The sequence below is a fragment of the Rhodococcus wratislaviensis genome, from assembly GCF_041228765.1.
Taxonomy (GTDB): Bacteria; Actinomycetota; Actinomycetes; order Mycobacteriales; family Mycobacteriaceae; genus Rhodococcus_F; species Rhodococcus_F wratislaviensis.
Genome location: NZ_CP150488.1, coordinates 234,381 through 255,301 on the forward strand (window position 1 = coordinate 234,381; position 20,921 = coordinate 255,301).

A 20,921-nucleotide genomic window follows, 5' to 3' on the forward strand; every position below is an offset into this window, starting at 1 on the left:
TCGCTCTCCTCGGGTGTCGGCACTCGTCCGGCCGGATCGGCTGTCCGCTGTGGCCAATTCTGTGTTCCGCGGGCTCCGCCGACAATGGAGTTCTCACACACCCGCCGACGCGCCGACCTGTGAGATGTCACAGGTCGGGACAATCGTCCGCCGGCTACTCAGGCCTCCGGCGGTGCGATTCCGGAGTTCACCGCGACGGCGAGCGTGAGGAGATCGTTCGTGACATGGACGTCGAGACCGGTCAGCTCGCGCACCCGATTCAAGCGGTTGTCCACCGTGTTCGGGTGCACGAACAGCGTGTCCGCGGTGCCGCGCCGGTCCTGGTTGCACGCAAGGTAGACCCGCAGCGTCTGCACCAGCTCCGGGCGGTTTCGCAGCCCGCTACACCGGTCCAGCAGGACGCCCAATGACGCGCTCGCGTGAGCGAAATGGTGTTCCAGAGCCACATCGTCGATTCGGATCGCTCTACCGGTGAGCCCGCACCGCAGACCCACTTCGAGCACCTCTCGCGCGGTCCGTCCCGCACGCGGAAGATCTCCGACTCCGGCCGCCTCGTCGATACCCGCCGTCACGCGAGCCCCGCTGGCCTTCTCGAGGTCCGCGACGAGTGAATTCAGGTCGATCGACGGCGGATGCATCAGCAGCCGACCGGAGTTCGGACGGATGTCGGTCAACCACAGACCCGGCAGTTCCCGTGCCAGCTGGGCGCGGAGACGGCGCACTTTCCGCTTCACCGCGACCGACCGGGCGTGGGCGTCACCCGACTTTTCGCCGGGGACGTCCCCGATGTCGAGGAACAGGACGACCGGTTGCGCGGGAACGAGTTCGGGGTCGTCGAAGATCCAGTCGTCGCCGCGCAGGACCGCGTCGATGATCGGCGCGTGGTTGTGATCCTGGGCCGCGACCAGCTCGCGCGCGTGGATCTCGTACGCGGAAGCCACGTCTCGAAGAATACGGTCGTTGGTCCGGCGGGCCCGGCCGAGGACGAACCAGAACGTCTCGTGGTCGCGGCCCCATTCGGACTCCAGCGCTTCGGCGAGCACGTCGAAGGCCGTCTGCCAGCAGCGCATGTATTCCCGGAGCGGCAAACCCTCGGATACCCGCTCGGTGCCTCGTTCGATGCTTTCCCGCATGGTCTCGGCGATGTCGATCGAGTCCTCGACGACCGAACGGAAACAGACATCGAGCATCGACCGGACGGTGTGGGCACTCTCGCGGTGGAGGTGGTCGGGGACTCCGGTCCCCTCGTAGAGCGGGGTGGCCTGGATGTAACGGTCGATGGTGGTCCTGGCCAGGCGAGGGATCGAGCGCCGCATCCGTGCGATCGAACGCCGCAGATCTGTCTCGGATGCAGCCCGCATCGGTCGACTCCTCACTGTGATGGATCACACAGGTTACCCAGCAAGAGTGTGACCGCCGCCGATGGTACGACAGTCACCGGGTCGGCACGCTGATGCACTGACGAGACCTCCACAGGACTCCTGATGCACCGGCGAAGGAATGAGGACCCCATGACACAGACCGAGAACGCACCGGACCTTCCCCTTGCCGGAATCGTGGTCGTCGACCTCGGCCAGTACATCGCTGCCCCGGGCGCGGCGCAGACGCTTGCCGACCTCGGCGCGGACGTGATCAAAGTCGAGAGCCCCGAGGGTGACCAGGCGCGTGGAATCGGCGTGTACGGCGAAGCGATCATGCGGGCCTACAACCGGCGCAAGAAGTCGATCGTCCTCGACCTCAAGAACGACGTGGACCTCGGCAACGCCCGCTCACTGATCCGCCACGCCGACGTGGTCGTGCACAATCTGCGGCCGGGAGTCATGGACAGGCTGGGACTTTCGGCAGCTGCCATCCGCGAACTGAATCCGACGGTCGTGCTCGCTTCCGTTTCGGGGTTCGGCACCCACGGCCCCTCCCGCGCTCGGCCGGGTCTCGACATCGCGGCGCAGGCGGAAACCGGCATGATGTCGGCGACCGGAGAAGCGGACGGCGATCCGCAGCGTGTCGGATTTCCCCTCGTCGATCATGCGACGGCGTACGTGGTGGCTCAAGCGATCCTGGCTGCGCTGTATCGAAGAGAGCGAACGGGACTCGGCGACGAGATCGAGGTATCACTTCTCGACGTTGCGGTCGATCTGCAGTGCGTGAACTGGGGTGAGTACGGCATCACCGGCGTGGTTCCGCGCCGGAGCGGCAATGGCCAGCCCACCGCCGCACCTGCGGCAGACATCTTCCGCACAGCAGACGGTTCGATCGTGGTGTCGGCGTACACGGCAGCCAGATTCGAGCAACTGTGTGCGATCGCGAACTGCCCGGAGCTGCCGAAAGATCCACGCTTCGCAGACAATCCGGCCAGGGTCGCCCATCGCGCCGAACTTCTCGACGCGTTGTCGCCGTTCTTCTCCGAACTCGACACCGAAACGGCCCTGCAGCAGCTCACCTCGGCCGGAATCGTTGCAGGGGCGGTCCGTTCGTACGACCAGGTACTGACAGCGGCCGATGTGATCGCCAGTGGCATCTTCGCGACGGCGAGCAGTGTGGAAGGCGCCCAGTATGACATTCCCGGTCTGCCGTACAGCTCGCAGAGCACGCCACGCAATCGTGGCGCCGGCGCTGTCCCCGAACTCGGAGAACACACCGGGGAAGTTCTGAGCCGGTACGGCCTCGTCGATCACGCCACTGTCCATTGACGACAGTTCGGTACCGCTCGTCTCCCCTGCGTCGACCACCGTTCCAGGAGCACCCATGTCCCTTCACAATCCACTCACCCCGCTCGAGGCAGACGAACCTTCCGACGAGCTGGACAAGCCGGGTATTCGACGCCGCGGATGGATCATCACCCTGATGCTGATGGCGTTCATGCTGATCAATTTCGCCGACAAGATCGTCGTCAGTCTCGCGGGCGTCGAGATCAAGGCCGACCTCGGGCTGAGCGATCAGCAGTTCGGCACCGCGCAGAGCGCATTCTTCTGGCTGTTCGCGGTGGGGGCGGTGGCGCTCGGATCACTGGGCGGCAGGGTGCCCGCACGGTGGCTACTCGCCGGCCTGGTCGGGCTGTGGGTGCTCAGCCTTGCGCCGATGACCACCACGGTGGGGTTCGGGGTGTTCCTCGCGTGCCGCATGTTGCTCGGATTCGCGGAAGGACCTGCGGGAGCGTTGTCGCAGCAGATCGTCCACACCTGGTTCGCTCCCAAACGGCGTTCCCTGCCCGCTTCGGTCGTCATCATGGGCGCCTCCCTCGGCCCCCTCATCGCGGCGCCGGTTCTGACCTGGATCATCCAGCGCCACAGCTGGCACGCGGCCTTCCTCATCTTGATGGTGGTGGGAGTGGTGTGGTTGGTCGCGTGGTTGTTCGTGGGCGGCGAGGGTCCCGCCGGAAATGCCGGCGCCGGTGCCGGCGAGAAAGCTGTGGCCCTCCCCGACACCGCTCCCCTGCGGGTTCTCTGGGGCCGACCCACCGTCATCGGCGTCGCCCTCTTCTCGTTCTGCTCCTATTGGGCGACCGCACTGAAGGTGAGCTGGCTACCGCTGTATCTCCGCGAGGGCCTCGACTACAGCCCCGGGGTCACAGGACTTCTGATCACGCTACCGTTCGCGTCGGCCGTGGCCCTGACCTTCCTTGCCGGAATGATCTCCACTCGCCTCTCGCTGAACGGCGTCTCGTCGCGAACCGCCCGCGGCCTGTTCTCCGCGTTCCTGCTGGCCGCCGGCGGCGCCTGCATGGTGGGCTTCACCGTCCTTCCGGTCGGGACGGTGCAGATGGTTCTCATCACCCTCGCGTTCTCCCTCAATACCGCGGCGTGGGGCTTGGCATTCTCACTGCTGTCCGATGTGGTGCCCCGGAAACAGCGTGGTTCGGTCATGAGCATCACAGTCGCGATCTACAGCATCGGCGGCGTCGCGGCACCGCTGCTCATCGGTTCCCTCGTAGCAGGATCCGCCGGAACCGCTGCCGGTTACGGCCGCGGATTCGTGATCGTCGGCATCATCATGCTGGTCGGGGCGCTCGCTGCAGTCCTCCTGGTGCATCCGGAACGAGACGCCGAGGTGATTGCCGGCTATCGGCCGGACGCGGACTGACATATCCACAGAGTTATCCACATCACTGCATTACCGGTCGGTACGCTCCAGCATCGCGGCCACGCCGGCGATCAGACCGTCGCGCCAGTGCAGGACGTCGTGGCCCCCGCAGAACTCTCGGTACCGGACGTCGTGGCCGGTGCCGGCCAACAGGTCGCGCACCTCGCGATTGGGTTCGACGAGCATCCATTCGAGTGTCCCGGCCTCCACGCTGAACCGGCTGTTCGACGGGGGCGTGGCGCGGACGCGGTCCTGGAATGAGACCCCCGGCCCGGAGCCGGGCCACCAGAAGGATCCGGACAGGCTGACGGCGCAGCCGAACACCTGCGGTGCCGTCAATGCTAGGTGGCACGCCGTCAGTCCGCCCAGGCTGCAGCCGGCCACGATCGTCGACGCAGGGTCGTCGGTGACGCCCCATTCGCGCCGCAGCCAGGGCAGCAGTTCGCCGGCGAGACCGGCGGCGAACGCGGGGCTGCAGCCCAACTCTTCGGATCTCAGTTCGGGCCCGACACTGTCGACCATCACGACGAGCGGAACCCGATGCCCCGCACGTCCGAGCGCATCGACGGCCCCCGCGATCGGCAGGTCGATCGCCCACGTCCGGCCGTCCAGCATCACCACGACCGGACGATTCCGAGCAGCGAGTCCGCGCGGTTCGTAGACCCACACCGACCGCCGCGTGCCCGACAGGCTGAACGTCGTCTCGTGGAGTGCGCCACGGCCGGGCCGCTCCGTCCACCAGCGCTGCGCGGGTGCCGCGGGCATCACCGCCTCGGAACTGTCGCCGGTCTTCACCACCCGCGTCGGCAGCGGGTTGAACGGGTCGGACTGCGCGTCGACGAGCACGCTTCGCCACCACTGCCAGCCCGGGGTGTCGCCGGGAACCGTCAATGATTCCGCGCGGGGGATGAAACGATAAGCGCCCCGCCACTTCTCGGGGACCTCGACAGACAGGGACCACAGGTCGGTGCCGGGTAGCCGCGACAGCGCGGCCCGTTCCGGACGGGAGCGGTCGGTGATTCCGTTGGCGTCGAAGTAGACGTGCCGCGTGCGCGAGGTGCGCTCGTCGCCGTCCGGATCGCGCCAGCAGAACGTCGCGATCACGCAGCCGGGGCCTGCCCCGTCCGGCTCGATCAGCGGACTGCCCGCGGCGGCGAGGCGGTCCCAGAACGCGGGGACGCCGTCACGCGTCAGGTCGTCGATCCACCGTGCCCGCACGACGCGACGCTCGGGCCCCGGCACTCGTTGCAGCATCCACTTCCCCTTCGAATGTAGGTAACGCTAGCCTAAATTAGTTTTCTTACCCGTGCGAAAGAGAGTCTTACCGTGAAACTTCGTCGCTCACTGGCAGCCGTCGCTGTCCTCGCCGTCGGGATCGGCGCTGCCGCGTGCTCGTCCGATCCCGATTCCGACGCCGCGACCGCCGGCACCCCGGCCGCGGCCGACCAGAGCTTGCCCCGCACCGTCACCGACGAGACCGGCAGCATCACGATCGACCGGAAGCCCGAGCGGATCGTGTCCACCAGCGTCACCCTCACCGGCTCACTGCTCGCCCTCGACGCCCCCCTGATCGGTACCGGCGCGCAGCGAGCCAGCGACGTCACCGACGAGCACGGTCTGTTCACCCAGTGGGCGGCCATCGCCGCCGAGCGCGGCGTCGAAACGCTGTATCAGGGGGAGCCCAACGTCGAGAAGATCACCGCCGCCGATCCCGACCTCATCTTCGTGTCCGCCACGGGCGGCGACTCGGCACTCGATCAGGTGGACACGCTGAAGCAGATCGCACCCGTCGTGGTGCTGCGGTACGACGACAAGTCGTGGCAGGACCTCAGCGGACAGATCGCCGCGGCCATCGGGGCCGAGGAGCAGGCCGACGCCCTCGTCGCGAAGTTCGACCGGCAACTCGACGACGCCAAGTCGGCGCTGGGCGACAGGGTCGCCGCGGCGAACCCGGTGAATGTGCTCGCGTACAACTCGCCGGAGGAGTCGCGGATCTTCACTGCCGAATCGGCGCAGGGCATCCTGCTGGAACGCCTCGGATTCTCGCTCGCCGAGCTGCCGTCCGACCTCACCGCCGCCGACAAGGGCATCATGGCCGGCCGCAAGGACGTCGTGCCTGCCGGGCAGGAGAACCTGCCGCGAGCGGTGCCCGGCAACACCACGTTCATCGTGATCGGTGAAGCAGCGGACGCCGACAGGTTCCTTGCGGATCCGACGCTGCAGCAGACCCCGTCCGCGGAGAAGAAGCAGGTGATCGGGCTCGGGAAGGACAGCTTCCGCCTCGACTACTACAGCGCGTCCAACCTGATCGACCGGGTCACGAACGCAGTGCGATAACGCTCGCCCCGTGTCGGCGCGGCCCATATCGGGTACATCTACGTTCACAGGGACTCCGGTCCGTTCACTCAACCCCGAAGGACACCCGATGGCCCAGAACGAAACGAATCGAGCCAACGGGATGAGCCGCGCCGTCGACAGGGCAACCGACAGCAACACTTTCGAACGCGTCGCGCGCGCGGGCCACGTGATGAGCGGTTTCGTCCACCTGCTGATCGCGTACATCATCGTTCAGCTGGCGTTCGGCACCGGCGGCAACGCCGATCAGTCCGGGGCCCTCGGCGCCCTGGCCGCCAAACCCGGTGGCCGGTTAGTGCTGTGGGTGGCGATGGTCGCGTTCATCGCGATGGCACTGTGGCGGCTCGCCGAGACCGTCCTCGGACCCCACGCGACCGAGAATTCCGGGGGCGACGGCGACGAGACGTCCCTGCTGGACCGTGCGAAGGCGTTCGGCCTGGCCGTCGTCTACTTCGCGTTCGCCTTTTCGGCATACCAGTTCGCGAGCGGCGGCGGGAAATCGAGTGGTCAGCAGAACGCCGGAATGAGTGCACGCCTCATGGAGTCCGGGGGAGGCAAGATTCTTCTCGTGGTGGTGGGTCTGGTCGCCATCGCGATCGGCGGCTACCACATCTACAAGGGGGCGTCGAAGAACTTCCTGGACGACCTGAAGGGCACCCCGTCGAAGCTCGTCGAGCCCCTCGGACTGGTCGGCTACGTAGCCAAGGGCCTCGTCATCGCGGGCGCGGGCGTGCTGGTGATCGTGGCGGTCTTCAACGCCGACCCGTCCAAGGCCACCGGACTCGACGGCGCGGTCAAAACCCTGGGTTCGGCGCCGTTCGGGCAGTTCCTGCTGATCCTCGCGGCACTGGGCATCGCCGCGTACGGGGTGTACAGCTTCGTGATGGCGCGCTACGCCAGGATGTAGAGCACGTCCGGCCGCTCACCTGCGAGGGTGAACGGCCGGACGTCGTGTACTACTAGGGCATGTCTCCCAATAACTTGAGCCACTCGACGATGCCGGCGAGCAGGAATCCGGCGCGGTAGGTGAGGGCGAGTTTGTCGTAGCGAGTGGCCACCGCACGCCACTGTTTCGCCTTGTTGAAGGCCCGTTCGACCACGTTGCGCCCCTTGTAGGACTCCGGGTCGAAGTTCGGTGGCCGCCCGCCCGCGCGGCCCTTGTTCACCCGGTTCGCTGCCTGATCGGTCTTCTCGGGGATCACCGCCTTGATGCCTCTGCTTCGCAGCAGTTCCCGGTTTGCCCGTGATGAGTACGCCTGTCGGCCCGGACCTCGTCGGGGCGCGTGCGGTGCGCTCCGCCCGCGAGCCGCGGCACGCAGATGCCCTCCAGCACGTGGGCGAACATCGGACTGTCACCGGCTTGGCCTGGGCCGACCAGCACCGACAGCGGGCGCCCGTGACCGTCGCACGCCAGGTGCGCCTTGCTGGTCAACCCGCCCCTCGACCGGCCGATGCCGTGATCGGCAGGCTCGTCACGCAGGTTCGTGTAATTCGGTAGATCCCCCTGTGTGGCGGGCGGCGTTCGCACCGTGCTGATGGACACGGACCACTGTGGAATCGACCGATACCGCCCAGTCCAGGTTCCCGCCGGCGTCGGCCATCGCGACCAGAGCAGTCAGCACCCGATCCCAGGTTCCGTCTCCGGCGTATCGGCGATGTCGCTTCCACACCGTCTTCCACGGCCCGAAATGCGACGGGAGATCTCGCCAGGGCAACCCGGTCCGCAGTCGATACAGCATCCCCTCGACCACCACACGATTGTTCCGGAACTTCCGCCCCCGGAGCCCATCGGAACTGGGCAACAGCAGCGCGAGCAACTCCCACTGCTTGTCCGTCAACACCTCAAACCGATCAACAACGTCTGCCACACCGAAGAGTCTGCAGCACAACACCACAAATCATTGGGAGACACACCCTAGGACTTCGGCAGGTCCAGGCGTGATTCGGTGGCGGCGAGCAGCACGCACGTCGCGACACCGTTCATCGACTTGTCCAGATCCTCCATCGAGGGGAAGCTCGGCGCGAGCCGGATGTTCTTGTCCTCGGGGTCGACGCCGTACGGGAACGCCGATCCGGCGGCGGTGAGCGCGATCCCCGCGTCCTTCGCCAGAGCGATGACACGCTTCGCGGTGCCCTCGACGACGTCGAGGCTGATGAAGTAGCCGCCCTTCGGCTCCGTCCACGACGCCACCTTCGACGCCCCGAGACGATCCTCGAGGATCTTCAGGACGAGCGCGAACTTCGGCGCCAGGATCTCGCGGTGCTTCTCCATGTGAGCGCGGACGCCCTCGGCGTCGCCGAAGAACCGCAGGTGCCGCAGCTGGTTCAGCTTGTCGGGACCGATGCTCTTCTTACCGAGGTACTTCTGGTACCAGGCCAGGTTCGCGGTCGAGGAACCGAAGAAGCTGACGCCCGCACCGGCGAACGTGATCTTCGACGTCGACGCGAACACGAGCGGCCGGTTCGGGTTACCGGCCTCCGCGGCCATCCCGAGGATGTCCAGCGACGGCGCCGTCTCGCCGACGAGCGGGTGGACGGCGTAGGCGTTGTCCCAGAACAGCCGGAAGTCGGGGGCGGCGGTCGGCATCGACGCCAGCGCCCGGGTGACCTCTTCCGAGTACACCGCGCCCGTCGGGTTGGAGTAGTTGGGTACGGCCCACAGACCCTTGATCTGCGGATCCTTGGCCACCAGCTCGGAGATGACGCCGACGTCGGGGCCGTCCGGGCGCATCGGCACCGGGATCATCTCGATGCCGTACGTCTCGGTGATCCCGAAGTGGCGGTCGTAACCGGGCGCCGGGCACAGGAACTTGACCTTCTCCTCCTGCGACCACGGGCGCGGGGAGTCGGGGGTGCCGTGCAGCAGGGCGAACACGACGTTGTCGTGCATGATCTCGAGGCTGGCGTTGTTGCCGGCGAGCAGGTTCTCGACGGGGATGCCGAGCAGTTCACCGAAGATGGCGCGCAGCTCCGGCAGGCCGGTGAGCCCGCCGTAGTTGCGGGTGTCGGTGCCGTTGCCGTCGCGGAAGTCGCCGTCGCCGGGCAGTGTCAGCAGCGCCGCCGACAGATCGAGCTGCTCGGGCGAGGGCTTGCCGCGAGTGAGGTCGAGCGTGAGCTTCTCGGTCTTCAGCTGCGCGTAACTCGCAGTCTGGCGCTCGTGCTCCGAAACTAGTTCCTCATGGCTCATCAACCCGATCTGGGTCTGGTTGGTCATCAGGAGCGGCCTCTCACCGACATCGTGGGTCGGGTATGCGAAAGATAGGGGACCCCGCGCACCCGGCAGAGCCCGTTGACCCTTGCTGCCTTCCGGCCCTGGGGGAGTTCACAGGATGCGCGCCGCGCGGGATCCACCACAGAGTGTAGACGGCCCCGAGCCGTGGTCGGGATCCACCCCGGCCCGGGCCCGACGCCGCACCTCTGACCACGGCCAGTGCTACCGTCGCCCCCGCATTCGGCCACCTTCGGCAAAGGATCGGGATGAAACTCAGAAGGACAGCACACGCGGTGACACTCGCCGCCGTCGTGGCAGCACTGTCGGCGTGCGGCGGAGGCAGCGACGACGCAGCCACGTCGGACGCGGTGGGCTGGGACGCGGCCGAGCCGTGCACGCTCGCGGACGATGCGACGCTCGCACCGCTTCTCACGGCAGGCGCCGGCGAGGGCACCGCCACCGACAGTCCCGAACGTCGCGCCTGCACGTGGGGCAAGCCCGAGGCGCTGAACACTGTGACGATCACCACTACGAGCGCGCCGGAACCGGTCGACCCCCTGCGCACGATCGACGTCGGCGGGCTCGAGGGGCGCGCACTCGCCGAGAGCAAGTACCAGTGCATCCTCGAGGTCACCACCGATGCGGGCACCCTGTCGATCGAGACCAAATTCGGCCTCGACGCCACCGCGAACCCGGACACGTCCTGCGACCGGTCCGTCCCCCTCGCCGAGCATGCCCTCACCCAGCTGAAGTGGGCCTAGAACGGGCGGCTACCTGGTCGTTTAACGGTGAGCCGCCGTCGTTGGGTATGCTCCTCCACGGAGGATTCGCCTAGTGGCCTATGGCGCTCGCCTGGAACGCGGGTTGGGTTAACGCCCTCAGGGGTTCAAATCCCCTATCCTCCGCCACAGGAACCCCTGTGAACTGCTGAAAAGCAGTTCACAGGGGTTCCTTTTTGTGTCAGCGAACACCGACCGGCGAAGAAAGTCCTGGCCACAGCGGGCGCAATCCGTTATCTCCCTGTTATCGTCTGCGGTGCAGCGTTCGCTGTGCTGTGTGTCGATTCGAGATAAAAAGGACATTCGTATGGCGATTCGTCGCACCCGCGCACTGATCGTGGGCCTGGTCGCAGTATTGGCATCGGGCCTCGTGTCCGTATTGGCGGGAACCGGCGTCGCCCACGCCGACTCCGCCCTGATCTCGGTGTATTCACCGTCGATGGACAAGGACATTCCCGTCAAGGTGCTCAAGGCCGCGGGCGGCGGTCCCGCGCCGACCCTGTACCTGCTCGACGGACTGCGGGCACCGGACGACAACAACGGCTGGCTGATCGAGACCGACGTGGAGAACTTCTTCGCGGGCAAGCACGTCAACGTGGTCATCCCGTTCGGCGGCGGCGGCACCTTCTACTCCGACTGGCTGCGCGACGACCCGAAGCTCGGCCGGGTCAAGTGGGAGACCTTCCTGACCAAGGAACTGCCCCCGGTGATGGCTTCGCAGTTCGGCAGCGACGGGGTGAACAACGCGGTCGCAGGTCTGTCGATGAGCGGAACCTCCGCGTTGAACCTGGCCACTCACCGCCCCGACTTCTACAAGGCGGTCGCGTCCTACAGCGGCTACCCGACGGCCAGCTCGCCCGGCTTCGCGCAGGGCATCCAGGTGTCCGTCGCCCAGATGGGCGGCAACGCGCTGAACATGTGGGGCTTCTGGCCGTCGGCTGCGTGGCTTCGCAACGATCCGCTGCTCAACGTCGGCGCACTGCGCGGCAAGTCCGTCTACATCTCGTCCGGTGCGGGTGCGGCGGCGGGCGATCCGACCGTCGACCCGGACAGCGACTCGTTCGACCCGGTGAAGTTCTCGCAGACGGTTCCCCTCGAGACCGCCTCCGGCCTGAGCAGTAGGACCTTCGTCCCCGCGGCGAAGGCAGCAGGCGCCAACGTGCAGACGCACATCGCCGACGAGGGCCTCCACACGTGGAACTACTGGCAGGACCGCCTGCACGAGTCCTGGGCCAGCACTCTCGCGCCCGCCCTCGGCACCGCCTGAGCCAGGCGTCGTGACCGCCTGACCTACGCCACAGTGGCCCCCGATCTCCGGATCGGGGGCCACTGTCGTCGACTGCGGTGTTTGATGTGGGGTGTGCCGATCGACGACAGCAGGCGGATGCTCGCGCTGGCGGTGGTGCTGTCCACGCTGGCCGGTTACGTCGACGCCCTGGGATTCATCACGCTCGGCGGGTTCTTCGTCGCGTTCATGAGCGGCAACCTCACCCGGTTCAGTGTCGGGTTCGCGGACGCCGCGTGGGCGCACGCGGCGACTGCTGCCGCGGTGATCGGCATGTTCGTCCTCGGCTGCGCCCTGGGCGCCGTGGTCGTGCACCTGTCCGATCGTCGGCGCCTGCCCATCCGGACGACGGTGCTCGCAGTCGTGTCGGGACTGCTGATCGTCGGCGCGGTGGCCGCGACTCTCGGGGCGAGCACCGTGGCCGTCGCCGCGATGCTGCTCGCGATGGGCGCCGAGAACTCCTTCTTCCAGCGCGACGGTGAGGTGACCATCGGTCTCACCTACATGACGGGCGCGCTCGTGAAGATGGGACATCGGCTGGCCGGGGCACTGTTCGGCGGGCCGCGGTGGGCGTGGCTACGACACTTCGCGTTGTGGGCCGGCCTGGTGGTGGGAGCGGTGACGGGCGCTCTCGCGCACCACTGGATCGGGCTGGACGCCCTGTGGTTCGCTGCCGTGCTGTCGACAGCGCTGACCGTCACCGTCCACCTGGGGATCGACCGGGCTACTCGCCGCCCGCAGTTGTCGTGACCGGGTTGCCGGCGGAGTCGAGGGTCCACCACACGCTGCCGACCGCCTGCCCGAATGCGTCACCGGGTTCGTTGTCGTCCTTGTAGCGGTACACGGGGCGGCCGTTCACGGTGAGCTGATGGGTGCCGTCCGGCGCCGGGATGGTGTCGATGACGACTTCCTGCAACCCCTGAACCGTCGGGTTCTCCGTGACGGAGGTGACCGGCGGCCACGACTGCAGGCACGTGTCCCGGCACGAACTGGCGCCGGAGCCGACCTCGTCGTTGTCGTACACGTAGACAGTCATGCCACCGTCGTCGACCATCACCTCGCCGAGCGTCGTCGGTCCCATCTTCAGGATGGGTGTTCCGGGTGCGGCGGGCGGAGACGTCGGCGTCGGCGATACCGGGGCGTTGCCGCCCGTGTCGCCGGAATCGGTGCTGTCGTAGGCGCAACTCGAGAATGTCAGGCTGACGGCGGCGATCGCGGCCAGCGCCCATGTTCGTCTCATGGAGTCCTCGTTCTCTGTGACGGCGAAGTGGCGGGCCTTCGGGGAACCTCTGCGGACCCGTGCATACAGTTCACCTCGAGTTGCGTGCCGGTGCGGGCACTTCGGGCGATGTGACCGGCCCGCACGTGTCGGTATCCGTGATTAGGCTCCTGTGCATGGGCTGGTACTCGCCGACCTCACCGTCGCCCGACCTCGCCGACACCCTGGTGTGCGGGTGGACCGCGCGCACGCAGGGCGAGCACCTGCTGGTGCCGGACGCGTGCATGGACATCCTGTGGATCCGGGGTGTGGGAATCCGCGTGTGCGGTCCCGAAACCACGGCGTGGTCTTTCGCGCTGCCGCCGGGCACCGAGTCCGTCGGCGTCCGTTTCCGTCCCGGCGCCGCCTCGCATCTGCTCGGGACGTCGGCGGCCGAGATCCGCAACATCCGGGTCGGTCTCGGGGACGTGCTCGGGTCCACGTGGGAACGGAAACTGACCGACCGGCTCGACAATGCGCCCGGCGACGCGGAACGAATCGCCCTGTTCGAGAACGCCGTGCGCGCGTGGCGAACCCGCGGACCGGAGGCCGACCCGCTGATCGGCGCCGTCCGGCAGGCCCTCGCCCGGCACTCGTGGAACGTGGGCGCGCTCGCCGACGCCGCCTCGGTCACCGAGCGGCAACTGCAGCGGCGATGCAACGACGCGTTCGGATACGGGCCCGCGACCCTCCGCGGAATCCTGCGGCTGCAACGGTTCATGGCGCTGGCGCAGTCGGGGACGCGGACCGGACTCGCCGAACTCGCCGCCACCGCCGGCTACAGCGACCAGGCGCATCTGTCGCGGGAATGCCGCCGGATCTCCTCGCTCACCACGTCCGGCCTCCTCGCCAGTGAGGCCCCCGACTGGCACGGGGCGGAATCCGTCGTCGATGTCGGAAATGTTCAAGCCCTCGGGCGCCGAACGGGAGAAGAATCGGCAGCATGACCTCGACAACCGAAACCCCCGCAGCCCATTACCGCGACCTCGCCGCGAAGTTCACGAAGCGCGTCGAATCCGTGCCCGCCGACCGCTGGGACGACGCGTCCCCGTGTGACGGCTGGACGGCCCGCGACGTCGTGCGGCACGTGATCGACACGCAGCGCTATATCGTCACCGTCGTCGACCTGGAACTGCCGGAGCCGCCGTCCGTCGACGAAGACCCGGTTGCCGCCTGGGCGGCCACACGCGACGGCATGCAGGCGATCCTGGACGATCCGGCTCTCGTGAGCCGCGAGTACGACGGACACTTCGGCCGCACCGACCTCGGTAAGACGGTCGACAGCTTCTACTGCTTCGACCTGGTGATCCACGGCTGGGACCTGGCCCGGGCCACCGGCCTCGACGAGACCATCCCCGCCGACGACCTGACCTGGGTCGGCGGCGTCGCCGAGGGGCTGGGCGACAACATCCGCACCGCCGGGGTGTGCGGCCCCGCCGTGGACGTCCCCGCGGACGCCGACGAGCAGACCAGGGTCCTGGCCTTCCTCGGCCGCAAGGCCTGACCCGAGCGCCCGCCCGGTCGCGCTTGTAACCTCGGGTCATGAGCGTGCCGGGCAGGATTGCCGCGCTGACGGCGGTGTCACTGGCCGCGGCGCTGCTCGGCGGTGACGTGGTCGCGGTGGCCGATCCCGAAACCTTGGGCGCGTCCGGTCTGCCGGCGCGTGGCCTCGTCACCTCGGCGCCCCTCGCATCCGCGGTCATGTTCGCCGGGACCACCGGCGAGAAGGCTCCCTCTCAGCGGGTTCCGGGTGAGGAGTCGGACGGTATGCCGGCCACCAGCCACCGCTTCGACGAGTACCCGTACATGCGGTACGAGGTCCGGTTCGGTCCGGACTCCGCAGGCACGGACGTGACCTGGCACGGGCGTTCGGTGAATCTCAACGACCTCGCGATGCACGTGTGGGACGAGGAGGAGCAGAGCTGGGGTGAGCCGGTCGCGACGGCGCAGCCGTCCGAACCGGGCGGTCCGGTCACCCTGACCACTCGGATCGAGGGTGAGGACTCCGCGGAGATCCTCGTCATCGACGGTCCGCGACGGGACCGGAGTTTCCGCGAGGCCAACGCGATGGCCGATCAGCAGTTCGCCGACTCGAACGCGTACGACTTCGCGCTGCAGCACATCAGCGACACCCAGTACGTGTCGCGGGACCGGCCGGAGGTGTACTTCGACATGACCCGCTGGACGGCCGAGAACGCCGCCGAACGCAAGATCGCCTATTCCATGCACACCGGAGATCTCGTCCAGAGTTGGATTCGTCCGGGAGCGCCCGAGTCCCGCGCCCGGCCCGAGTTCGAGGTGGCGGACAAGGCGATGGCGACGCTCGAAGAGGCCGGCATTCCCTACGGTGTCCTGCCCGGCAACCACGACAACCTGTGGAACGTCGGCGGGCGGCTCATTCCCGGCGAGCACGAGAAGAATCACGCGCTCTACAACGAGTTCTTCGGGCCGTGGCGGTACCGCGACCGGCCGTACTGGGGCGAATCCGTCACGGACACGGACAATTCGGCACACTACGACCTGCTCGACATCGCCGGCGCGAAATTCCTGATGCTCTACATCGGCTACAACCCGCCCGAACACGTGCTGCAGTGGGCCGAGGGCGTGCTCGCCGAGCACCCGGACCGCAACGTGGTGATCGGCAGTCACTACTACCTGGACGAGGACGGCTCGCTGCGGATGAGCGGGTTCGGCGACATCGGTAGCAGTGCGGGACAGCAGATCTGGAACCGGCTCGTCGTTCCGTTCGACACGGTGTTCCTGGTGCTCGCGGGACATGTCGACGGGCAGACGACGGTCACCGACCGGAAGGTGGGCGACACGGACCGGAAGGTCGTGGAGTTGCTCGCCGACTACCAGTACTTCACGGTGGACAGCCGCCGGGAGACCGGGTTCCAGCGACTCCTGCAGTTCGATCTCGACGGCGGAACGCTCGCCGTCACGACGCACTCCCCCACGCTGGACAGCTTCCGGGTGGAGGACTTCGATCCGCAGCGTCGCTATCAGCCCGGTGACGGTGACTTCGTCACCGATGTGGAATTGCGGGCGGATCTGCCGCGCGCCGTCATGCCCGCGCCCTGAGATGTAGGTCGATCAGCTGCGCGACGAAACTTTCCACGTCGAAGTCGCCGACGATCACCTCGATGCTGCGGGTGGCGCGGAGGGTCGCCACGCCGTGCAGCTGGGTCCACAGGTTCAACGCGACCACGTGCGGGTCCTCGGCGCCGGCGTCCGCGACGAGTGCGACGACCGTCTCGAACAGGGGTTTCGAGTGTTGCCGCAGGTCTTCTCCCGACCCCTCGAGCAGGTCGTGCCGGAACATCAACTCGAACAGGGTGCGGTGGGTGTCGGCGAAGGAGAGGTACTGCCGTGCCGTCCGCCGCAACCGCGCGTGGGGGTCCGTCTCGGACGCGATCGCCGACCGGAGTTCTTCGGACAGCTCGGCGAATCCCGATGCGGCGATCGCCGCGAGCAGCGCCTTGTGGGTGGGAAAGTACCGCCGCGGCGCGCCGTGCGAGACACCCGCGTGCCGGGCGACGGCGCGCAGCCCTACGGCGTCGATGCCGCCCTGGTCCAGCAATTCGCGGCCACTGTCGAGCAGCCGCACCCGCAGGGGTTGCACTTCTCCATTCATGTAGACAGTGTCTATCATGGGCGGAGTAGACAATGTCTACGCACGCTTCGGCACCCGAGTGAGGAGTTCACCGTGTGGTACTGGGTCTTCAAATACCTGCTGATCGGACCGGTGCTGCGCATCTTCGGGCGCCCCACGATCGACGGTGCACACCACATCCCGGCGTCGGGTCCGGTGATCCTGGCGAGCAATCACCTCACCGTCGTCGACTCGTTCTTCCTCGTCCTGATGGTGCGCAGGCGCATCACGTTCGTGGCGAAGAGCGAGTACTTCACCGAGAGCGGCGCGAAGGGCCGGGCGAAACGCTGGTTCTTCACCGCTGCCGGTCAGGTGCCGATCGACCGATCCGGGGCCTCCGCGGCCGAATCCGCACTGAACACCGCCCGGAAGATCCTGGACGACGGCAAGGTCTGGGGAATCTACCCCGAGGGCACCCGGTCGCCCGACGGCCGACTCCACAAGGGCAAGACCGGAATCGCCCGGGTCGCGCTCGCGACGGGCGCCCCGGTCGTGCCCGTCGCCATGCACGGCACCCGGCAGGTCAACCCCGTCGGATCGAGGATGTGGCGGTTGGGCAAGGTGACGGTGACCGTCGGCGAACCGCTCGACTTCTCCCGATTCTCCGAGCTACGCGACAACCGGCACGTCGTCCGGGCCGCGACGGACGAGTTGATGCACGCCCTCATGACGCTGTCGGGCCAGGAGTACGTGGACGACTACGCGCTCAGGCGTCCGGCGTAGCGACGGCACGTGTCACGAGATCGGCGACGAGCCGCTCCGTGTCGATCCCCTCGAGCACACCGGGCAACGTCAGGTGCTCGACGATGAGCGCATTCATCGCGAGGTAGAGCATCAGCACGGTGCTGCGATCACCGGGCAGTCCCGAGTCGAGATGGAACCCGATGTCGCGCTCCAGGTTCTCGGAGATCGTGCGCGTCAGCGTGGTCCGCAGCTCGGGACGCCGGACCGCTTCGAGTCGCAATTCCTGCAACGCGAGATAGCCGGTGCGGTCGCGGGTGATCCTGCCGAACAGGCCCTGCATGTACTCGATGGCGAGCGCGAGATTCTGCGGCTTGCGCCCGCTTTCTTCGATCACCGAGGGGTCGGGGCCCATGCGTTCGTGAATCCGCTTACCGACCTGATCGAACAGGTCATCGCGGCTGGCGAAGTAGTTGGACGCGGTCCCCTTGGGGACGTTCGCCTCGACGTCGACGGCGCGGAAGGTGAGGCCGCGCGCACCCTCGCGCGCAAGCACTTCGATCGCGGCGTTCACGAGAGCCGCACGTCGTTCCGGATTCTGCGCCATCGACACTCCTCGACAAAAGGACTTGCAACCACTGCAGTCATAGTACTACAAATGGAGTAGTTACCGACCATGGGAGGACTCACATGCGAAAGCTCGTCTACTACGCCGCCGCCACCATCGACGGATTCATCGCCGGCGCCGACGGCTCGGACCCCACCGGCACCATCTTCGAGATCGAGGGCGATCACATGCCCGTGATGATCGCCGAGTACCCCGAGACGGTCCCCACCCACATGCGGGCACCGCTGGGAATCGATGCCCCCAACAAACATTTCGACACACTGCTCATGGGCCGTGCCAGTTATCAGCCCGGCCTCGACCTCGGCGTGACCAGCCCGTACGCGCATCTGCGGCAGTACGTCTTCTCGACCACGATCACCGAGTCGCCCGACCCGGACGTCGAGATCGTCTCGGGCGATCCGATCGAGAAGGTGCGCGAACTCAAGCGGGAGGACGGCAAGGACATCTGGCTGTGCGGCGGCGGCAAGCTCGCCGCCGCGGTGCAACCCGAGATCGACGAGCTCCGGATCAAGCTCAACCCCGTCGCGATCGGCACCGGCATTCCGCTGTTCGACGGCGAATTCGGCCCTCAGCGGTTCCGGCTGGCGGCGAGCCGCGCCTTCGAGAGCGGGATGATCTTCCTGACGTACGTCCGCCGATAACCGAAGTCACACCCGCCACTCGCGGCAACACGGGCACCTGACGCGTGTATTGATTCAATACGTCAGTAATGTTCGAGGCATGCGCGAACGCCGATACTCGTCCACCAGCCCCGAACGCCTGGCCGCAGCCCTGTTCGACGTCGCGGCCGAGTCGGGTCTCGAGGGCGCCAGCGTGCGCGAGGTCGCCAAGAGGGCGGGTGTGTCCATCGGAGCCGTGCAGCACCACTTCTCCACGAAGGACGAGATGTTCGCGTTCGCCCTGCGAACCCTCGTCGACACACTGCTCACCCGACTGTCGGAGGTCGAGCGCGGCGGCGATCCCGCCCGGGCCCTGTTCGCCGCGATGTCCCAGTTGCTGCCGCTCGACGAGGCGCGGTCGCGAGAGGCGCATGTCATGGCGGCATTCGCCGTCCGGGCCGCCACCTCCCCGTCGCTCGCCGAGATCCGGCGCAAGACCCTGTTCACCATCCGCACCGGACTGTCCGCCGTGCTCATCGGGATCGGCACCCCGGAGGCGGAAACCCGTGCGGCGCTTCTCCTCGCCACCGTCGACGGCCTCGCCCTCGATGCGATCGGCAGTCCGGCGCTGTACCCGCCCGAGTACCTCGAGCACGCCCTCGACACCCAGATCGGCATGATTCTGCAGGGTGCCGACGTCGTGTCATCGTCGATCGAACTCGCCAGCTGACCCCTCGGCCGATGTCACACCCGTCTCGTCAGAGTGAACCGCTGTCACCTCGGGCGGAGGGCGCGGGACGGTTCGCGCCCAGCCCGTCCGGCGACCTGCACCTCGGCAACCTGCGGACCGCCGTGCTGGCGTGGCTGTTCGCCCGGTCCACCGGCCGGAAGTTCCTCCTGCGCGTCGAAGACCTCGACCGCGTCCGCGAGGGCGCCCGGGACCGGCAACTGGCCGACCTCGCGGAACTCGGCCTCGACTGGGACGGCGACGTCGTGTCGCAGTCGCACCGACTGTCGCGGTACGACGCCGCCATTGCCGAACTCCACGCCGCCGGCCTCACGTACGAGTGCTTCTGCACGAGAAGAGAAATCCTGAAAGCCGCGTCGGCGCCGCACGCGCCGCAGGGCGCGTACCCGGGGACCTGCCGCAACCTGACACCGGACGAACGCGCAGACCGGCTCGCCGGCGGACGACCACCCGCGCTGCGTCTGCGCGCAGGCGTCACGTCGTTCACCATCGACGACATCCTGCACGGCAGTTATTCCGGCATGGTGGACGATCTCGTGCTGCGGCGCGGCGACGGAACACCCGCCTACAACCTCGCGGTGGTCGTCGACGACGCCGCCCAGGGAATCGATCAGGTGGTGCGCGGCGACGACCTGCTCTCGTCCGCGCCCCGCCAGGCCTACCTCGCGGGGCTGCTCGGTTTGACCGCCCCCACCTACGCGCACGTGGCCCTCGCGCTCAACGAGGACGGCAACCGGCTCGCGAAACGCGACGGCGCCGTCACCCTCGCCGACCAGAAAGCGTTGGGACGCACCCCGAGCGACGTCCTCGGGGTGCTGGCGACGTCACTCCGGCTCGCGGAACCGGGTGAGGTCGTGGATCTCGGGACACTCCTCGACCGGTTCGACCCCGCCCGCCTGCACCGCGAACCGTGGGTGGTCAGGCTCCCGACGCCGCCGCAATCACCATGATCAGGAAGAACAGGATCCAGCCGACGACGTAGGCACCGCCGATGGCGATTCCGGCGATCGCGAGTCCCCGGCCCTCCTGCCCGGACTGCTTGATCTGGCCCAGCGCAATGATGCCGAGGATGATGCCGACGATGGAGCCGAGGCCGTAGAAGCATCCGCCGACGATCGACGTGATCAGCGACGCGATCGCGAGACCGTTCGTCCCCAGCGGCCGCTGGTAGGGCGCGCCGTACGGGTTCGGTGGGCCGTACTGCGGGGCGGGACCCCCGTATTGGCCCGAAGCCCCGTACTGGTTGGGGGCGCTGTACTGATTCGGGGCGGCATACGGGTTCGGCGTCCCGTACTGCTGGTTCGGAGCCCCGTACTGGTCGCCGCCGTACTGATTCTGATTGGGCGCGGCATACGGATTCGGAGAAGTCCCGTACGCGCCCGGCTGCTGATAGTCGGGGTACTTCTCGGTGGGCGCCGAATAGGTGGGATAACCGGATTCGTCGACCCCGTATCCGTCGCGCGGCAAGCCGGGAACCTCACCGTAAGTGGGTGGTGTTTGCCCGTTGTACGGATTCGAATCGTCCGATCCCCCAGAATTAGTCACGATAACCAGCGTAAAGCATCAAAACCGCAGGAGAAGAAGCAGACCAAAGGGAGGCGAGTAAAGGATTGTCCACGTAGTGTTTATTCGCACTGTCACGCGC

General features: G+C 67.4%; 21 protein-coding genes, 1 tRNA gene, 1 other RNA gene and 1 pseudogene. 15 read left to right on the top strand and 9 right to left on the bottom strand.

Annotated elements, in window-relative coordinates; genetic code table 11:
- Positions 1 to 158: 158 nt before the first annotated feature.
- Complete coding sequence (locus WKC72_RS01020; RefSeq protein ID WP_370181503.1) at positions 159 to 1,361, bottom strand: PucR family transcriptional regulator; 1,203 nt, start codon at positions 1,359 to 1,361, stop codon at positions 159 to 161.
- 150 nt (positions 1,362 to 1,511) lie between these two features.
- Between WKC72_RS01020 and WKC72_RS01025 the strand changes: the two genes are divergently transcribed.
- Both WKC72_RS01025 and WKC72_RS01030 read left to right on the top strand, forming a co-directional pair.
- Entirely contained in the window at positions 1,512 to 2,690 is a 1,179-nt protein-coding gene (locus WKC72_RS01025; RefSeq protein WP_370181504.1) for a CaiB/BaiF CoA transferase family protein, read from the top strand.
- A gap of 55 nt (positions 2,691 to 2,745) precedes the next feature.
- Entirely contained in the window at positions 2,746 to 4,080 is a 1,335-nt protein-coding gene (locus WKC72_RS01030; protein WP_128640248.1) for an MFS transporter, read from the top strand.
- 30 nt (positions 4,081 to 4,110) lie between these two features.
- Here the strand turns inward: WKC72_RS01030 and fes are convergent, their stop codons facing one another.
- Positions 4,111 to 5,334: an enterochelin esterase gene (gene fes, locus WKC72_RS01035; protein ID WP_370181505.1), complete on the bottom strand. Its 1,224-nt coding sequence runs from the start codon at positions 5,332 to 5,334 to the stop codon at positions 4,111 to 4,113.
- 72 nt (positions 5,335 to 5,406) lie between these two features.
- On the opposite strand from fes, the gene fepB reads away from it, so the two are divergent.
- Together fepB and WKC72_RS01045 are read left to right on the top strand one after the other, a co-directional pair.
- Positions 5,407 to 6,417, top strand: coding sequence for a Fe2+-enterobactin ABC transporter substrate-binding protein (gene fepB, locus WKC72_RS01040; RefSeq protein WP_370181506.1), 1,011 nt, complete (start codon positions 5,407 to 5,409; stop codon positions 6,415 to 6,417).
- A gap of 88 nt (positions 6,418 to 6,505) precedes the next feature.
- Positions 6,506 to 7,342 (top strand): DUF1206 domain-containing protein, encoded by an 837-nt coding sequence (locus WKC72_RS01045; protein WP_037239601.1) that lies wholly within the window; start codon positions 6,506 to 6,508, stop codon positions 7,340 to 7,342.
- Positions 7,343 to 7,394: 52 nt separating this feature from the next.
- Here WKC72_RS01045 and WKC72_RS01050 read toward each other — a convergent pair.
- The 3 genes and pseudogenes from WKC72_RS01050 to ffs form a co-directional block, all read right to left on the bottom strand.
- Positions 7,395 to 8,303, bottom strand: a pseudogene (locus WKC72_RS01050) (IS5 family transposase).
- Positions 8,304 to 8,350: 47 nt separating this feature from the next.
- A complete protein-coding gene (locus WKC72_RS01055) occupies positions 8,351 to 9,649 on the bottom strand; it encodes an aminotransferase class I/II-fold pyridoxal phosphate-dependent enzyme (RefSeq protein ID WP_370181507.1) in 1,299 nt (432 codons plus the stop codon).
- A gap of 43 nt (positions 9,650 to 9,692) precedes the next feature.
- Positions 9,693 to 9,787, bottom strand: an RNA gene (gene ffs, locus WKC72_RS01060) — signal recognition particle sRNA small type.
- 125 nt (positions 9,788 to 9,912) lie between these two features.
- Here ffs and WKC72_RS01065 point away from each other — a divergent pair.
- The 4 genes from WKC72_RS01065 to WKC72_RS01080 all read left to right on the top strand — a co-directional run bounded on the left by WKC72_RS01065 (position 9,913) and on the right by WKC72_RS01080 (position 12,460).
- Positions 9,913 to 10,407: a hypothetical protein gene (locus tag WKC72_RS01065; protein ID WP_037239595.1), complete on the top strand. Its 495-nt coding sequence runs from the start codon at positions 9,913 to 9,915 to the stop codon at positions 10,405 to 10,407.
- A gap of 59 nt (positions 10,408 to 10,466) precedes the next feature.
- Positions 10,467 to 10,554: transfer RNA gene (locus tag WKC72_RS01070), tRNA-Ser, on the top strand.
- A gap of 178 nt (positions 10,555 to 10,732) precedes the next feature.
- Positions 10,733 to 11,692 carry an alpha/beta hydrolase family protein gene (locus WKC72_RS01075; protein ID WP_037239592.1) on the top strand — a complete coding sequence of 320 codons (960 nt, stop codon included), beginning with the start codon at positions 10,733 to 10,735 and terminating at the stop codon, positions 11,690 to 11,692.
- 84 nt (positions 11,693 to 11,776) lie between these two features.
- Positions 11,777 to 12,460 (top strand): YoaK family protein, encoded by a 684-nt coding sequence (locus WKC72_RS01080; RefSeq protein WP_370181508.1) that lies wholly within the window; start codon positions 11,777 to 11,779, stop codon positions 12,458 to 12,460.
- Here the strand turns inward: WKC72_RS01080 and WKC72_RS01085 are convergent.
- Entirely contained in the window at positions 12,435 to 12,950 is a 516-nt protein-coding gene (locus tag WKC72_RS01085) for a lipoprotein (protein WP_037239586.1), read from the bottom strand. The two genes, WKC72_RS01080 and WKC72_RS01085, sit on opposite strands and share 26 nt — an antisense overlap.
- A gap of 155 nt (positions 12,951 to 13,105) precedes the next feature.
- Here WKC72_RS01085 and WKC72_RS01090 point away from each other — a divergent pair, with 155 nt between their 5' ends.
- Genes WKC72_RS01090 through WKC72_RS01100 form a run of 3 tightly spaced genes read left to right on the top strand, consistent with a single transcriptional unit; the run spans position 13,106 to position 16,049 of the window.
- Positions 13,106 to 13,915, top strand: a complete 810-nt coding sequence (locus WKC72_RS01090) for a DUF6597 domain-containing transcriptional factor (protein ID WP_370181509.1) — start codon at positions 13,106 to 13,108, stop codon at positions 13,913 to 13,915.
- Entirely contained in the window at positions 13,912 to 14,472 is a 561-nt protein-coding gene (locus WKC72_RS01095; protein WP_037239580.1) for a TIGR03086 family metal-binding protein, read from the top strand. The genes WKC72_RS01090 and WKC72_RS01095 overlap by 4 nt, the downstream gene beginning before the upstream one ends.
- A 38-nt stretch (positions 14,473 to 14,510) precedes the next feature.
- On the top strand, positions 14,511 to 16,049 hold the full coding sequence (locus tag WKC72_RS01100; protein WP_370181510.1) for a metallophosphoesterase: 1,539 nt from the start codon (positions 14,511 to 14,513) through the stop codon (positions 16,047 to 16,049).
- Here WKC72_RS01100 and WKC72_RS01105 read toward each other — a convergent pair.
- Positions 16,033 to 16,620: a TetR/AcrR family transcriptional regulator gene (locus WKC72_RS01105; protein ID WP_112301672.1), complete on the bottom strand. Its 588-nt coding sequence runs from the start codon at positions 16,618 to 16,620 to the stop codon at positions 16,033 to 16,035. The two genes, WKC72_RS01100 and WKC72_RS01105, sit on opposite strands and share 17 nt — an antisense overlap.
- A gap of 54 nt (positions 16,621 to 16,674) precedes the next feature.
- On the opposite strand from WKC72_RS01105, the gene WKC72_RS01110 reads away from it, so the two are divergent.
- Positions 16,675 to 17,343, top strand: a complete 669-nt coding sequence (locus WKC72_RS01110) for a lysophospholipid acyltransferase family protein (RefSeq protein ID WP_370181511.1) — start codon at positions 16,675 to 16,677, stop codon at positions 17,341 to 17,343.
- Here WKC72_RS01110 and WKC72_RS01115 read toward each other — a convergent pair.
- Positions 17,327 to 17,908 (bottom strand): TetR/AcrR family transcriptional regulator, encoded by a 582-nt coding sequence (locus WKC72_RS01115; protein WP_144284723.1) that lies wholly within the window; start codon positions 17,906 to 17,908, stop codon positions 17,327 to 17,329. The genes WKC72_RS01110 and WKC72_RS01115 overlap by 17 nt on opposite strands.
- Positions 17,909 to 17,991: 83 nt before the next feature.
- Here WKC72_RS01115 and WKC72_RS01120 point away from each other — a divergent pair, with 83 nt between their 5' ends.
- The 3 genes from WKC72_RS01120 (at position 17,992) to gluQRS (ending at position 20,226) form a co-directional block, all read left to right on the top strand.
- Positions 17,992 to 18,570, top strand: a complete 579-nt coding sequence (locus tag WKC72_RS01120) for a dihydrofolate reductase family protein (RefSeq protein WP_128640256.1) — start codon at positions 17,992 to 17,994, stop codon at positions 18,568 to 18,570.
- A 79-nt stretch (positions 18,571 to 18,649) separates the two neighbouring features.
- Complete coding sequence (locus WKC72_RS01125) at positions 18,650 to 19,258, top strand: TetR/AcrR family transcriptional regulator (protein WP_037239557.1); 609 nt, start codon at positions 18,650 to 18,652, stop codon at positions 19,256 to 19,258.
- A gap of 11 nt (positions 19,259 to 19,269) precedes the next feature.
- Complete coding sequence (gluQRS, locus tag WKC72_RS01130) at positions 19,270 to 20,226, top strand: tRNA glutamyl-Q(34) synthetase GluQRS (RefSeq protein WP_037239554.1); 957 nt, start codon at positions 19,270 to 19,272, stop codon at positions 20,224 to 20,226.
- Here gluQRS and WKC72_RS01135 read toward each other — a convergent pair.
- Positions 20,195 to 20,743, bottom strand: coding sequence for a DUF4190 domain-containing protein (locus tag WKC72_RS01135; protein ID WP_370184233.1), 549 nt, complete (start codon positions 20,741 to 20,743; stop codon positions 20,195 to 20,197). The two genes, gluQRS and WKC72_RS01135, sit on opposite strands and share 32 nt — an antisense overlap.
- Positions 20,744 to 20,921 lie beyond the last annotated feature (178 nt).

Excerpts from the sequence above, each read along its gene's own strand:
- WKC72_RS01020 (WP_370181503.1), bottom strand. The coding sequence starts at position 1,361 with ATGCGGGCTGCATCCGAGACAGATCTGCGGCGTTCGATCGCACGGATG.
- WKC72_RS01025 (WP_370181504.1), top strand. The coding sequence starts at position 1,512 with ATGACACAGACCGAGAACGCACCGGACCTTCCCCTTGCCGGAATCGTG.
- WKC72_RS01030 (WP_128640248.1), top strand. The coding sequence starts at position 2,746 with ATGTCCCTTCACAATCCACTCACCCCGCTCGAGGCAGACGAACCTTCC.
- fes (WP_370181505.1), bottom strand. The coding sequence starts at position 5,334 with ATGCTGCAACGAGTGCCGGGGCCCGAGCGTCGCGTCGTGCGGGCACGG.
- WKC72_RS01045 (WP_037239601.1), top strand. The coding sequence starts at position 6,506 with ATGGCCCAGAACGAAACGAATCGAGCCAACGGGATGAGCCGCGCCGTC.
- WKC72_RS01055 (WP_370181507.1), bottom strand. The coding sequence starts at position 9,649 with ATGACCAACCAGACCCAGATCGGGTTGATGAGCCATGAGGAACTAGTT.
- WKC72_RS01065 (WP_037239595.1), top strand. The coding sequence starts at position 9,913 with ATGAAACTCAGAAGGACAGCACACGCGGTGACACTCGCCGCCGTCGTG.
- WKC72_RS01075 (WP_037239592.1), top strand. The coding sequence starts at position 10,733 with ATGGCGATTCGTCGCACCCGCGCACTGATCGTGGGCCTGGTCGCAGTA.
- WKC72_RS01080 (WP_370181508.1), top strand. The coding sequence starts at position 11,777 with ATGTGGGGTGTGCCGATCGACGACAGCAGGCGGATGCTCGCGCTGGCG.
- WKC72_RS01085 (WP_037239586.1), bottom strand. The coding sequence starts at position 12,950 with ATGAGACGAACATGGGCGCTGGCCGCGATCGCCGCCGTCAGCCTGACA.
- WKC72_RS01090 (WP_370181509.1), top strand. The coding sequence starts at position 13,106 with ATGGGCTGGTACTCGCCGACCTCACCGTCGCCCGACCTCGCCGACACC.
- WKC72_RS01095 (WP_037239580.1), top strand. The coding sequence starts at position 13,912 with ATGACCTCGACAACCGAAACCCCCGCAGCCCATTACCGCGACCTCGCC.
- WKC72_RS01100 (WP_370181510.1), top strand. The coding sequence starts at position 14,511 with ATGAGCGTGCCGGGCAGGATTGCCGCGCTGACGGCGGTGTCACTGGCC.
- WKC72_RS01105 (WP_112301672.1), bottom strand. The coding sequence starts at position 16,620 with ATGATAGACACTGTCTACATGAATGGAGAAGTGCAACCCCTGCGGGTG.
- WKC72_RS01115 (WP_144284723.1), bottom strand. The coding sequence starts at position 17,908 with ATGGCGCAGAATCCGGAACGACGTGCGGCTCTCGTGAACGCCGCGATC.
- WKC72_RS01120 (WP_128640256.1), top strand. The coding sequence starts at position 17,992 with ATGCGAAAGCTCGTCTACTACGCCGCCGCCACCATCGACGGATTCATC.
- WKC72_RS01125 (WP_037239557.1), top strand. The coding sequence starts at position 18,650 with ATGCGCGAACGCCGATACTCGTCCACCAGCCCCGAACGCCTGGCCGCA.
- gluQRS (WP_037239554.1), top strand. The coding sequence starts at position 19,270 with ATGTCACACCCGTCTCGTCAGAGTGAACCGCTGTCACCTCGGGCGGAG.